This window comes from Burkholderia sp. DN3021 (assembly GCF_049805555.1).
GTDB classification, from domain to species: Bacteria; Pseudomonadota; Gammaproteobacteria; order Burkholderiales; family Burkholderiaceae; genus Burkholderia; species Burkholderia pyrrocinia_C.
On the sequence record NZ_JBNCAB010000059.1, the window covers coordinates 1 to 13,546 of the forward strand.

Genomic DNA, 13,546 nt, shown 5'->3' on the forward strand with positions numbered 1-13,546 from the left:
CCCCCCAAATTTAACAACAAAACGCGGAAAACCCAATTACGTTTGGTTTTTTGGTGGGTTGTTTTTTTTTTATATTATACTGCTTGGGTAGCGCCCCCGCCGAAACTATTGGGGGGAAACATAAAAAATCATAAAACTAAGTGCGGGGCGCCCCGCCCCGAGGGCCGGCCCCCCCGTGCCGCGATGCTTACGCCTTCAGGAACGCGAGCAGTTCGGCATTGATCCGGTCGGCGTTGACGACGCACATCCCGTGCGCGCCGCCGGGGATCACCTTGAGTTGCGCGTGCTTGACGATCTTCGCGGACAGGCGGGCCGAATCGTCGATCGGCACGATCTGGTCGTCGTCGCCGTGCAGGATCAGCGTCGGGACGTCGATCTTCTTCAGGTCTTCGGTGTAGTCGACCTCGGAGAATTCCCTGACGCACAGATACTGGCCATAGGCGCCGCCCATCATGCCCTGCGCCCAGAATGCGTCGATCGTGCCCTGCGACACCTTGGCGTCCGGACGGTTGAAGCCGAAGAACGGCACGGCGAGATCCTTGTAGAACTGCGAGCGGTTCTCGGCGACGTTCTTGCGGATTCCGTCGAATACGTCCATCGGCAGGCCGCCGGGATTGGACGCCGATTTCACCATCTGCGGCGGCACGGCGCCGATCAGCACGGCCTTCGACACGCGCTTCGTGCCGTGGCGCCCGATGTAGTGCGCGACTTCGCCGCCGCCGGTGGAATGGCCGACGAGCGTGGCTTCGCGCAGGTCGAGCGCATCCATCAGCGCCGCCAGATCGTCGGCATACGTGTCCATGTCGTTGCCGTGCGACGGCTGGCTCGAGCGGCCGTGACCGCGGCGGTCGTGCGCGATCACGCGATAGCCGTGCTGCACGAGGAACAGCATCTGCGGATCCCACGCGTCGGCGCACAGCGGCCAGCCGTGCGAGAAGACGACCGGGCGGCCGCTGCCCCAGTCCTTGAAGTAAATCTGCGTACCGTCTTTGGTGGTGATCGTGTTCATCGCATGAGCTCCTTGATGGGCGGAAGCGGCGTGTTTGGGGGCGGCAGCGGCGGCAGCGGCCGGCAGCGCGGCGGCTGCAACGGCGGTCGCGCCGGCAAGCAGCATGTCTCGGCGACGCGCCGAGGGAACGGCGTCGATGTCTGCTGGACGCATTGGGACTCCTTGAACGTGCGGTGGAACGATGCCGCGTTGGATGGATGGTGCGGACCTGCCCGCATGCGGCAATCGCGCCGGCAGCCGGCGTGGGTTCGCGGTCGCGGGCCGGCAGGCGCGCAAGTGTTAGCGAACGAACGCCGACAGGAGCCTATCGCGGGGTCATGCAGCCTGTACTGAAATCGCGCTGAATTTTCATGAAGCCGGTCGCGGCGCAAGCCGCGCGAACGCACCGGCCAGAAAAATTAAGCCTGGAATCAAGACTCTTCAGCGGCGGCTCGGTATCGTCAGCATCAGGTCATCCCGTCGCGGGTCTTGCCAGTTCGTGCCGGCGGATGACGACCGCAATGCGGGCGGGTGCGATACATCCGCGCCCTTTGCCACTTGCCTGGGTACGCCGCCATGGACGAATTCAATCGCTGGGAACACGTGATGACGCTGCTCGACCCGTCGCCGGCCGCAAGCCGCTGTGCGCCGCCGCATCTGCGCGACCCGGAACCCGTACGCCGTCGCCATCGCGACGATGCGCCGCCCGCGTCGAGCGGCGGCGTGCGCCGCCGTTGCGCGATCGTCGCCGCCGAGCGGCAGACCGATTCGTCGGTGTTGATATCGTGGAGCGATCCGACCCGCTGCCGCTACGACGAGCAGCGCTGGATCAGCGCAAAATCCCGCGCCCTCGGCCGCTGCGCGCTGACCGGCATCACGATTCATACCGGCGATGCGATCTACAAGCCGCAGTGGCGCGGAGCGAAGCGCCCCGCGAACTACCGGGAGGTGATCCTCGCGTCCGAACTGGACCGGTTCATCGTCAGGCTGTCCCGTTCATGACCCGGAACGGTGCGCCCCATCCGTCGGCCATCGCCGGCGGCCGCTACTTTTTCACCGCTGAGGAATCTTCATGAGCACGTTCACGACACGCGACGGCGTTTCGATCCACTACAAGGACTGGGGCGCAGGGCGCCCGGTCGTATTCATTCACGGCTGGCCGTTGAATGCGGACATGTGGGACGTCCAGATGCATCATCTCGCATCGAACGGCTTTCGCTGCATCGCCTACGACCGGCGCGGCTTCGGCCGATCCGGCCAGCCGTGGACGGGATACGACTACGACACGCTGGCGGACGATCTCGCGACGCTGATCGAGACGCTCGGGCTGCGCGACGTGACGCTCGTCGGCTTTTCGATGGGCGGCGGCGAAGTGGCACGCTACATCGGCCGGCACGGCACGCGACACATCGCGAAGGCCGTCCTGATCGGGTCGGTGACGCCGCTGGTCGCGCGGCGCGACGACCATCCGGACGGTGTCGACGTGGCCGTGTTCGACGGTATTCGCGCGGGCATCGTGGCCGACCGCGCGGCCTTCTTCGAGAACTTCTGGCCGCTGTTCACCGGTTCGAACCGGGCCGCTTCGACGATCTCGCGCGCCGCGCTCGACTGGACGTCGTTCATGGCGCTGCAGGGCGGATTGAAGGGCACGCTCGATTGCGTCGGCGCGTTTTCCGAAACCGATTTCAGGGCGGATCTCGACAAGTTCGACGTGCCGACGCTCGTGATTCACGGCGACGACGACCAGACGGTGCCGCTCGCGCTCACGGGCGCCGCCGCCGCGAAGCGCGTGCCGCACGCGACGCTGAGCGTCTACGAGGGCGGGCCGCATGCGCTGTATCTGTCGCACGCGCAACGATTGAACGACGAACTGCTGGCGTTCGCCCGCGCATGACCCGGCGGGGATGACGCGGCGGAGTGGGCCCGGCCGACCGGACGGCTCACTCCGTCCATTTCGACCCGAGCACCAGGCCGCAGAAATTCGTCCGACGATAGTCCGGGTCGCAACGCTCGAGCACGTCGGCGCCGACGTTGCCGAACGCAGCGGCAGGGCGATGCGCGGTGCCCGCGGCGAGCACCTCGAGGAACAGCTCCTTGAAACACGGGCCGCGCGGCCACGCGTTCACGATCTCGTCGCGTTCGGATCGGCTCACTTCGTCGAAATGACGCGCAAAGAGATCCGTCTCGATACCTGCGCCGAGCAACGCCGTCAACGGCGTCATGTACGGGTGAATGCCGAAGGTCGTGTGCAGCGCGATCGCACGCCAGACCTCTTCCGCATCGCCGGCGGCGACGCCGTATCCGCAGAGGAATGCATGAGCGGCATTCGCGCCGTCGATTTCGAAGCGCCGGCGCGAATCCCGGTAGCGCTCCGTCAGCCCGAAGTCATGGAACAGCGCGGCGACGTACAGCAGCTCGGCGTCGCATGCGATGCCGCGACGCAGCCCGATGATCGACGCAAATGCGAACACGCGCATCGCGTGCCGGAACAGGAGTTCCGGTTCGCCGGCGCGCACGGTCGCGGCGGCCTCCCGAGCGATCGGGCCGTCGGGAATCGGGATGCCGGCGATACGGTTGCCCATGGTCGTGTTCCTCGCGGCGTGACGGCGGTCGCGCGACGCTGGCGCCGTCGAACCATCGTCGCGCGCCGCGCCGCTGAATGTCCTGAGCGGCGCCTGAATCGTTCTGAACGGGAAATCCGACCGGCTCTCACGCCCGGAATCGATTTCGCCGCGCTTTGCACGTCGCTTTTACCTGGTTTTTTTCGCAAGTCATTCGAACTGCGATTTCAATTAACGAGATCACGAAATCGATTCCCGCCAATCGGCCGTTTTATCCGAGAAACGGGTTCACGAATGAACGAATGTTTCGCACATTGAAAATGCAGGATGTCGTGGTGCGCCGTGCCGGACGGCATACGAGCATGCCCGGGAGGCGTCGCGGCGATCACGGTTCTCGTCGATTCAAAAAATTTGCTCCTTCCGTTCTAATAATTTGAATCACCTCATTAGACAAATGCCGTAGCATGGCACCAAACCGGTGTCATTTCTGACAGGGCATCAATGAATGAAGTCGATTAAGAATTTCCATGATCAGGATTGGAACACTTCACGTTTTTCTAGACAGACGTGAAATTCGCTCGAACGGCAAACTGCTGCGCATCGGCAGCCGCGCATTCGAAATTCTCGAACTCCTGATTCGGGCGAATGGCGCATTGGTATCGAAAGACGAAATCATGCAGCGTGTGTGGCCGCACACGATCGTGGAGGAAAACAACCTGCAGGTGCATATCGCCGCGTTGCGCAAGGCGCTGGCCGGCGACCGGAACCTGATCGTCACGGTGCCGGGGCGCGGCTATCGGCTGGTCGGCGTCCAGGCCGAAAGCGCGGCGGCCGTGCGTCCCGCGGCGTCGCGGCTGACCGCCGCGCCGACCGCGCTCGTCGGCCGCGAGCAGACCGTCGCCGACGTCCTCGCGGCGCTCGACACCGCGCGCGTCGTGACGCTGGTCGGGGCGGGCGGCATCGGCAAGACGCGGGTCGCGCTCGAAGCGGCCATGCGGGCCGAGGCGAGTTTTCCGGAGGGTGCCGCGTTCGTGTCGCTGGCCACGGTTGCGTGTCCGCAATTCGTGCCCGCCGCGCTCGCGGGTGCGTTCGGCATCGTGCAGCCGGCCGGATCGCTGACGCTCGAAGCGGTGCTGGCCAGCGTGGCGAACCGCCGGATGCTGCTGGTGCTCGACAATTGCGAACATCTGCTCGATGCCGCCGCGCAGATCGCGACTGCACTGACCGAGTCCGACGCCGGATTGTGCGTCCTCGCGACCAGCCGCGAGGCGCTGCGTATCCAGGGCGAGCGGCTGTGTCCGATTCCGCCGCTCGATGTGCCCGGCGAAGGCGCCGACGATGCCGAGATCCTGCGCGCGAGCGCGGTGCAACTGTTCTCGGCGCGCGCGCGCGCCGCCGACCCTCGCTTTCCGCTCCATGGACGCAGTGTGTCGCTGATGGCGTCGGTATGCCGGCGTCTCGACGGTCTCCCGCTCGCCATCGAACTGGCAGCGGCCCGAGCGGCCGTGCTCGGCATCGATGTGCTGGCCGCGCATCTCGACGATCACTTCAGGTTGCTGACCGGCGGTTTTCGTACGGCCTTGCCGCGTCATCAGACGCTTCAGGCGATGTACGACTGGAGCTACCGCCTGCTCGGGGACGCGGAGCGCCTGCTGTTGCGGTGGCTCGGCGTGTTCCGCGACAGCTTCTCGATCGACGCGGTGCGGGAGATCGTCGGCACGAAGGGGCTGGTCGATGCGGACCTGCTCGACACGATCGCCGGCCTCGTCTCGAAGTCGCTCCTGAGCCTCGAGAGCGCGCACGGCGCGCCGCGCTACCGGCTGCTGACCACGACGCGCGCGTATGCGCTGCAGCAGCTCGCGAACAACGGCGAATGCGCGGCCGCGGCACTCGCGCATGCGAACTACTTCCATACGTTGTTCAGGCTTGCGCCCGGCGGCGACGACGGGCCGCGGGCCGAATCGCGGCTCGACGTGATCCGGCGCGAACTCGGCAATCTGCGCGCGGCGCTCGACTGGGCGTTTTCGCCGAACGGCGATGAGCAGGTCGGCATCGCACTGGCGGCTGTCGCGGTCCCGTGCCTGTTCGACCTGTCGCTGGTGGACGAATGTCGCGAACGGGCGCGCGCGGCGCTCGACGCAATGCGGAATATGGACGAGACGCCGGCGCGCGAGGACGCGCGCGTGCGCCTGCTGGCCGCCTATGCCGCCGCGCTCGCCCATACGTCGGGGCCGACGCGGGGCGTGCACGACGCCTGGTCCGAACTGCACGCGCTCGGGGTCGCCGCGGACGAGGCCGGGTTGCCGGCGCGCGAACCGTAACGGCGCGCGCCGCTGCCGAATTCAGAACGTTTCAGCCTGAACTCAGGACTTGGCCGGCCGGTGCGTCTACATTGCATGCATGGAGACCGTCGGCGATCGGCGGGCGGGCAGCAGACCGGCTCGCACCGCCGCTTGTCGATATCCCGACGCCACCGAATGCCGGCGTGGGGCGGCGCTCGGCACATGTCGTGCCGCGGCGACTTCGCGCGTCATCGAACGACTACCGCATGAAACCTGTCCAGTCCGACCTTTCACGCCACGATTCGCCGCGGGCGGCCGCTCGCCGGATCGGGTAGCACGAGCCATGCGATCGCGCGGGTTCCCCGCCAGTCGCGCAGCGCGCCCGCGGCCCGTTCCAGCATGCTGAACCTGTCCGTCACGGTCGCCTACGGCGCACCGATCGTCGTTGCCGACCTCGTTGCATGGCGGTTGCTCGGGCCTGGCCGTTCGACGACGAAAGCGGTCTGGCGCTGCGCGTCGTTCGCCGCGCTGACCTATGTGCTGTTCGCCACCGGCGTGAGCCCGCTCGCGGTGCCGCCGTCGCCCGACCGGTTCGACCGGCTCGCGATCCAGGCGATCGGCGTCGCCTGGTGGCTGCAGTGCGCGCTGGTGTTCAGCCTGATGCTCGATCATCTGCTGCTGCCGCGCGCGTGGCGCAACCAACGGCTGTTTCACGACATCGCCGCGGGCGCCGTGTTCGGTGCGGCCGCGGTAGCCGCGCTGGGCTACGTACTCGGCCTGCCGCTGAGCGGCCTGGTCGCGACCTCGGGCGCCGTGGCCGTGATCCTCGGCCTGGCCGTCCAGAACACGCTGAATGACGTGTTCTCGGGCCTTGTGCTGAATACCACCCAGCCGTTTCGCCTGGGCGATACGGTGGCCATCGGCGAACTGGAAGGGCGGATAGTCGAAAGCAACTGGCGCGCGACCAAGCTGATCAACAGCCTCGGCAACCTGGTCGTCGTGCCGAACAGCACGGCGGCGAAGGCGACGATCGTCAACCTGAGCGAACCCGCGAGCGTGCACGGCGTGACACTGACGATCGAGATCGATCCGGCGGTGCGGCCGGCCGTCGTCGTCGATGCGCTCGACCGCGCTGCCGCCAGTTCGCTGGACGTGCTGGCCAGTCCCGCGCCGATCTCGGTCGTCAAGGCCTTCAAGACCAATTCCGTCGAATACGAACTCGTCTGTTACGTCGACGCGCTGCAAAAAAAGGTGGCGGTGCGTAACCGGCTCTACGATCTGGCCCACCGGCATCTCGCCGCCGCGGACATCGCGCTGCGCCCGCTCGGCGGGACGGCCGAGGCGCACCGGCCGGCTTCGAGCGGTCAACGGCTGCTGCGCGCGGTCGAACTCTTCAGGCAACTCGGCGACGAGGATCTGGCGGTGCTGGCCAATGCGCTGGCGTCGCGCGTATTTCACAAGGGGGACGTGATCTACGCGTCGAATTCCGATACGCGCCTGCTGACGATCGTCGGGTCCGGTGTCGCGTCGGTGTTCGTGCCGGGCGCGACAGGCGACATCGAAGTCAGGCGGATGGTGCCCGGCGACGCGATCGGCCAGTCCGTCGTGCTGGCCGGCACGCAACTTCATGCGAGCGTCTACGCGGTGACGGCCGTGACGGCCTATCAGTTGAGCAGCCGCGACCTGTCGCCGCTGCTCGCGAGGAAACCCGAACTCGGACGGCTGATGTGCGAATCCCTTAACGAACACATCGCGACCGAGGAAAAGATGATGATCCCGCCGGCCGCGAAGGCGCATGCGTCGTTCAACCTGATCGAATGGCTCGAGAAGGAGATGAAGCGCCTTCACGATTCGTTCGGCTGACGCGGCGGTGGCGGGAGATCGCGGGAAAACGCCGATCGAGCGGTGCGGCCGGCGTGCGGCGGAATCAGGCGAGCGCGGTGAACCGGTCGACGAGATCGGGGCGGTCGAACTGCTCGACCCACCAGTGCAGCGCGCGTCCGGCCTCGTCGCCGCGCCACGCGATATAGCAATGCGTCGTGTCGCGCATGCCGGTCACCTGGCGCGCGACGAGCTTGCCCTGCGCGATCGCGCGTGCCGCGACGCAATCCGGCAGCGTGCCCACCGCGAGTCCTTCGCACTGCGCGGCCAGTTTTGCGGCGAGCGTGGGGACCGCAAGATACGGCTGCCCGGCATCGACGTTGACCGAGCGCGGCTGCAGTTCGCGCGAGGTATCGCTGATGACGGCGCCGCGATACTCGACGACCGACGCCATCGACAGCGGTTCGGGCAACGCCGCGAGCGGATGGGTGGGGGCGACGGCGAACACGTGCCTGAGCGTGCCGATCGGCCGCGCGACGATGTCCGGCAGCTCCGGCGGCTCGCCCACCGCGCCGACGACGAGATCCGCGCGGCGCGAAATCAGCGCATCCCAGGTCCCGCCGAGCACTTCGGTGGACAGGCGCAGCCGCGTGTTCATCTCGAGTCCGTAGAACGTATGCACGTACGGCCACAACGCGTCGAACGGCAGGATCTCGTCGATACAGATGCGAACCTCGGTTTCCCAGCCTTGCTGTGCACGCAGCGCCTTGAGTTCGAGCTGTTGGGCGGCATGCAGCAGCCGGCGGCCCTCTTCGACGACCACGCGGCCCGCGTGCGTGAGCTTCGCACGGCGCCCGCTGCGGTCGAACAGTGCGACGTCGAGGTCGCTTTCGAGTTTTTGTACGAGATAGGTCAGCGCAGACGGTACGCGGTGCAGGAGCTCCGCGGCTTCGGCGAATGTGCCGGTGCGATCGATCGCGTCCAGTGCTTCGAGCGCTTCGAATGACAGCTTCATGATGGAATCCACGCGGGCGTCGGGCTGTCATGGTATCGCCAAGCACCGCGGAGACCAATGCGATTCAGAACAATTAATCCGGTTGCCGGCGCCGGAGGCGCTATCCTTTTTCGGGCAGGATTGCCTCGCGCGAATTCAGCGTCCGATCGGTATTGGCGATGTGCGCCATTTCCGCAGCGTCACCGCACGGGGGAGCCGTGCAGAATGGGCCCGGGTTTCGCGGCTGCTTCGCGTTCCGGCTTGCCTGCGTGTGGTCGGCGTCGGGGGATTGGCCGGCACGCCGGTCGGCCTCCCCGAATCCGGTCAGTCAACGTGGGGCACGACGGCGTCGATTAACGTTTCTTCGCGGCGGCATCGGATGCCTGGGCGCCGGGCAGGGAGCCGAACATGTGCTGGCTGCACTTCGCCTCGCTCCACGCGGTTTTCAGATGAATCCCCGCAAGCATCCTCCGTGCGATCGGCAGGATCTGTTCGCCGGCAAGGATGCCCAGCAGGCCGGCCAGCGCGATCGTGGGCGGAGCGGGCGATTGCACGCCGATCAGGAAGTAGACGACGCCGGCGAGAATCCCGGCAAGCAGCGATGAAATATACGGCTTCATGATTCGGATATAAATGAATGACAATCGTGTGAAAAATACGGATAACTACTGATCCGTGGACGATCCTGTATTTATTCAATAGCGTAGCAGGTCTTTTTTGATGTGATCATTCAATTCGATGGTTTTAAGATCTTTTAAGGCATGTTTTTAGGGATTTTATTAATCGATTTGATTAAGTGGCGTTAACATGAAATCGCGTGTTGAATGACACCGGCTGGCAGGAAAACCTGCCGGCACAGCGCATTGGGCGCCCCCGGCTTGCCGGCGAGGCAGACCCTCTTTTTTCTCCGCGTCAAAGGACATGACAGCCATGAGCAATCCGAAACTCGAAGTACTCACCCCCCATAACAGCCAGCTGATCTTCATCGACCAGCAGCCGCAGATGGCATTCGGCGTGCAGTCGATCGATCGTCAGGTGCTGAAGAACAACGTCGTCGGGCTCGCGAAGGCTGCGAAGGTATTCAACATCCCGACCACGATCACGACGGTTGAAAGCGACAGCTTCTCGGGTCACACCTATCCCGAGCTGCTCGACGTGTTTCCGAACCAGAAGACGCTCGAACGCACGTCGATGAACTCGTGGGACGACCAGAAGGTGCGCGACGCGCTGGCCGCGAACGGCCGCAAGAAGGTGGTCGTCTCCGGTCTGTGGACCGAAGTCTGCAATACGACGTTCGCGCTCTGCGCGATGCTCGAGGGCGACTACGAGATCTACATGGTCGCCGACGCATCGGGCGGCACGTCGAAGGACGCGCACGACTTCGCGATGCAGCGGATGGTGCAGGCCGGCGTGGTGCCCGTCACGTGGCAGCAGGTCCTGCTCGAGTGGCAGCGCGACTGGGCACACCGCGAGACTTACGACGCCGTGATGGCGATCGCGAAGGAGCACTCGGGCGCGTACGGGATGGGTGTCGATTACGCGTACACGATGGTCCACAAGGCCGCGCAGCGTACCGCGACGCCGCACGAGTCGATCCCGCCCGTGCCGGCGAAGTGACCGAAGGCAGTCGCGACTGTCGATGCTGATGCGGCGTGTTCCCCGCGAACACGCGGCATCGGCAATATGAAATCGCGGGCGGCGTACGTGGTCGATTCACGGATGCCGCCCGCAGCGTGTTTGCCAGGACGTTACGACCTGCATTCCAACCTGTCCGAGAAATTGATCGTATGGAACCTTATCTGGTTTCCCTTGGTGCGGGCTTGCTGATCGGTGTCATTTACAGCGCAATCAAGGTCCGTTCTCCGGCGCCGCCGCTGATTGCGCTTGTCGGGTTGCTCGGCATGTTGATCGGCGTGCAGGCCATCCCCACCCTCAAACAGCTCTTTGGCTTCTGATCGAAACGAGGTGACGTATATGACCGCAACCGAGTCCCAACCGGATCTGATCCTTCACAACGGAAGGTTCACGACCCTCGACCGCGCCAACCCCACCGCGACAGCGGTGGCGATAGCCGCCGGCCGCTTCGTTGCGGTCGGCAACGAAGCGGACGTCATGCGGCTCGCCGGGCGCGCGACGAAGGTCGTCGACCTCGGCGGCCGCGCCGTGCTGCCGGGCCTGATCGACAACCACTGCCACGTGATTCGCGGCGGTTTGAACTACAACATGGAACTGCGCTGGGACGGTGTGCCGTCGCTCGCAGTCGCGATGGACATGCTCAGGCGGCAGGTCGCGATCACGCCCGCGCCGCAATGGGTGCGCGTGGTCGGCGGCTTCACCGAGCACCAGTTCGCCGAGAAGCGCCTGCCGACGATCGAGGAGCTCAACGCGGCCGCGCCCGATACGCCGGTGTTCATCCTGCACCTGTACGACCGTGCGCTGCTGAACGCGGCCGCGCTGCGCGTGGTCGGCTACACGAAGGACACGCCCGAGCCGCCGGGCGGCACGATCCTGCGCGACGCCGCGGGCAACCCGACCGGGCTGCTGCTCGCGAACCCGAACGCGACGATCCTCTACGCGACGCTCGCGAAGGGGCCGAAGCTGCCGTTCGAATACCAGTACAACTCGACGCGCCACTTCATGCGCGAACTGAACCGTCTCGGCGTGACGGGCGTGATCGATGCGGGCGGCGGTTCGCAGAATTATCCCGACGATTACGAAGTGATCCGCAAGCTGCACGACGCGGGCGAGATGACGATCCGGATCGCGTACAACCTGTTCACGCAGAAGCCGAATGCGGAGAAGGAAGATTTCGTGAACTGGACCAAGAGCGTCAAGTATCACGACGGCACCGACTATTTCCGCAACAACGGCGCCGGCGAGATGCTGGTGTTCTCGGCGGCCGACTTCGAGGATTTCCGCGTCGCGCGTCCCGATCTGCCGGCGCAGATGGAAGACGATCTCGAAGGCGTCGTGCGCGTGCTCGCACAGAATCGCTGGCCATGGCGCATGCATGCGACCTACGATGAAACGATCAGCCGCGCGCTCGACGTGTTCGAGAAGGTCAACAAGGACATCCCGCTTGACGGCCTGAACTGGTTCTTCGATCACGCGGAAACCATTACCGAAAAATCGATGGACCGTATTGCGGCGCTGGGCGGCGGCATCGCGGTGCAGCACCGGATGGCGTACCAGGGCGAATACTTCGTCGAGCGTTATGGCGCACAGGCAGCCGAAGCGACGCCGCCCGTCGCGAAGATGCTGTCGAAGGGCATCAAGGTGTCGGCCGGCACCGACGCAACGCGTGTCGCGTCGTACAACCCGTGGGTGTCGCTCGCGTGGCTCGTGACGGGCAAGACGGTCGGTGGGCTGCGCATGTATCCGCAGCGCAACCTGCTCGATCGCGAGACCGCGCTGCGGATGTGGACCGAATACGTGACCTGGTTCTCGAACGAGGAAGGGAAGAAAGGGCGTGTAGCGGTCGGGCAGCTCGCCGACCTGGTGGTCCCGGATCGCGATTTCTTCGCATGCGCGGAGGACGATATCGCGGGCACGACCGCGTTGCTGACGGTGGTCGGCGGCAAGATCGTATGGGGCGCGGGGCCGTTCGCGTCGCACGACGCGCCGATTCCGCCCGCGATGCCGGACTGGTCGCCGGTGCGCGAGTACGGCGGCTACGGCGGCTGGGGCGCGACGCAGCGCAACGGCGCACCGCTGCAGCGTGCGGCGGCCGCCGCGATGTGCGGCTGCGCGAGCGCGTGCAACGTGCACGCGCATGCACATGCGAGCGCGTGGGGCAGTGCGTTGCCGACGTCGGACGCGAAGGGCTTCTGGGGCGCGTTCGGTTGTTCCTGCTGGGCGATCTGACATGTCGACGACAATCGGCCGGTACAGCCCAGGGTGGATTCGCGTCCTGCTGGCGCAGCCGTGGGTCGGCGTGCTGGTGCGACTTGCGCTGGTTTCCGCCTTCCTGATCGGAGGCGTCGACAAGGCACTGCACTTCGACGATGCGATCGCGGAGCAGGCGCATTTCGGCCTGCATCCGCCCGCGTTCTGGGCTGCACTGGCGGTTGTGGTCGAGATCGGCGGTTCGCTGTGCGTGGTATTTCGCCGGTTCACCTGGATTGGCGCGGGTGGACTCGGCGTGCTGACCGTCGTCGCGATGCTGGTGGCGAACGACTTCTGGAACCGCACGGGCGTGGCGCGCTTCATGGCGCTCAACAGCTTCTTCGAGCACCTGGGGCTGATCGCCGCGCTCGTCCTCGTCACCATGCTTGGCGATGTTCGAAGCGGGGAAGGGGACAGCCGCGCCTGATCGTTTGTCCGGCAGGTTGAAACAGGAAGGAAATTCAACCGCGGAGAACGTTCGCACCGAACTGCATTGCTTGTGCTGATGCTGGCGGACGGCTTCGTTGCCGCTCCCGCTTCGTTCGCAACGCCTCCCGGACCTGCCGCTACGCATGCACGTGCGCTCGCGGCAGGTCTGCAATACGGCACGACGCTCGTGTCCGTCGCCCTCGGGCGATTTCAACCGTTTCACCGACAGCTTTGTCGCGAGGTCTGGCGGCAGCAAGTCGAATCAGGTGTCTTCCAGGTGACGCCGACACCCGGTCGGCCCCTGTCTCGGCTCGTCCTTGCGCCGTCCGGCACGATTTCCTCGTTTCGCTTCAAGACACCGATCCCCTGGCCGCCCGCAGCGGCGCGCCCGGGCTATCTCGTGGCCGACATCGAAACGGCCATGAAGGTGGCGCGCGAGCATGGCGCGGATGGGGGCGTCGACATGTTCCCCGATCCGATCGGTCGCGCTCGCGTCGACTTCCGGAGAACGCGAACGCGCGGCCATACCGGGCGCGCGCGATGTCGAAGCGCGGCCCGGAATACTCGTTCGGGCATCGCCGGGATA

12 protein-coding genes and 1 pseudogene are annotated in these 13,546 nt (G+C 65.6%); 9 read left to right on the forward strand and 4 right to left on the reverse strand.

Annotated features, from left to right (window positions below; translation table 11 throughout):
• Positions 1-187 precede the first annotated feature (187 nt).
• Complete coding sequence (locus ACPUER_RS25130) at positions 188-1,009, reverse strand: alpha/beta fold hydrolase (protein ID WP_425132410.1); 822 nt, start codon at positions 1,007-1,009, stop codon at positions 188-190.
• A gap of 555 nt (positions 1,010-1,564) precedes the next feature.
• Here ACPUER_RS25130 and ACPUER_RS25135 point away from each other — a divergent pair.
• The gene (locus tag ACPUER_RS25135; protein ID WP_175961655.1) at positions 1,565-1,990 is read left to right on the forward strand and encodes a DUF3331 domain-containing protein; all 426 of its coding nucleotides are present in this window, start codon (positions 1,565-1,567) and stop codon (positions 1,988-1,990) included.
• A gap of 70 nt (positions 1,991-2,060) precedes the next feature.
• A complete protein-coding gene (locus ACPUER_RS25140; protein ID WP_175961654.1) occupies positions 2,061-2,882 on the forward strand; it encodes an alpha/beta fold hydrolase in 822 nt (273 codons plus the stop codon).
• A 46-nt stretch (positions 2,883-2,928) separates the two neighbouring features.
• Here ACPUER_RS25140 and ACPUER_RS25145 read toward each other — a convergent pair whose 3' ends face one another.
• Positions 2,929-3,570, reverse strand: coding sequence for an HD domain-containing protein (locus ACPUER_RS25145; RefSeq protein ID WP_425132411.1), 642 nt, complete (start codon positions 3,568-3,570; stop codon positions 2,929-2,931).
• 506 nt (positions 3,571-4,076) lie between these two features.
• Between ACPUER_RS25145 and ACPUER_RS25150 the strand changes: the two genes are divergently transcribed.
• A complete protein-coding gene (locus ACPUER_RS25150; protein ID WP_425132412.1) occupies positions 4,077-5,870 on the forward strand; it encodes a winged helix-turn-helix domain-containing protein in 1,794 nt (597 codons plus the stop codon).
• Between the two features lie 360 nt (positions 5,871-6,230).
• Positions 6,231-7,694, forward strand: coding sequence for a mechanosensitive ion channel family protein (locus ACPUER_RS25155; RefSeq protein WP_175961651.1), 1,464 nt, complete (start codon positions 6,231-6,233; stop codon positions 7,692-7,694).
• Between the two features lie 64 nt (positions 7,695-7,758).
• Here the strand turns inward: ACPUER_RS25155 and ACPUER_RS25160 are convergent, their stop codons facing one another.
• Positions 7,759-8,667 (reverse strand): LysR family transcriptional regulator, encoded by a 909-nt coding sequence (locus ACPUER_RS25160; protein WP_425132413.1) that lies wholly within the window; start codon positions 8,665-8,667, stop codon positions 7,759-7,761.
• A 332-nt stretch (positions 8,668-8,999) separates the two neighbouring features.
• A complete protein-coding gene (locus tag ACPUER_RS25165) occupies positions 9,000-9,266 on the reverse strand; it encodes a XapX domain-containing protein (protein ID WP_111021481.1) in 267 nt (88 codons plus the stop codon).
• Positions 9,267-9,576: 310 nt separating this feature from the next.
• Here ACPUER_RS25165 and ACPUER_RS25170 point away from each other — a divergent pair, with 310 nt between their 5' ends.
• The 5 genes and pseudogenes from ACPUER_RS25170 to ACPUER_RS25190 form a co-directional block, all read left to right on the forward strand.
• Positions 9,577-10,263, forward strand: coding sequence for a hydrolase (locus ACPUER_RS25170; RefSeq protein WP_072437974.1), 687 nt, complete (start codon positions 9,577-9,579; stop codon positions 10,261-10,263).
• A gap of 170 nt (positions 10,264-10,433) precedes the next feature.
• On the forward strand, positions 10,434-10,601 hold the full coding sequence (locus tag ACPUER_RS25175; RefSeq protein ID WP_034184358.1) for a DUF1427 family protein: 168 nt from the start codon (positions 10,434-10,436) through the stop codon (positions 10,599-10,601).
• 19 nt (positions 10,602-10,620) lie between these two features.
• On the forward strand, positions 10,621-12,510 hold the full coding sequence (locus tag ACPUER_RS25180; RefSeq protein WP_425132414.1) for an amidohydrolase: 1,890 nt from the start codon (positions 10,621-10,623) through the stop codon (positions 12,508-12,510).
• A 1-nt stretch (position 12,511) separates the two neighbouring features.
• Positions 12,512-12,958, forward strand: a complete 447-nt coding sequence (locus ACPUER_RS25185; RefSeq protein WP_425132415.1) for a DoxX family protein — start codon at positions 12,512-12,514, stop codon at positions 12,956-12,958.
• A gap of 78 nt (positions 12,959-13,036) precedes the next feature.
• Positions 13,037-13,447: pseudogene (locus ACPUER_RS25190) on the forward strand (glyoxalase); the annotation flags it as partial.
• Between the last annotated feature and the right edge of the window lie 99 nt (positions 13,448-13,546).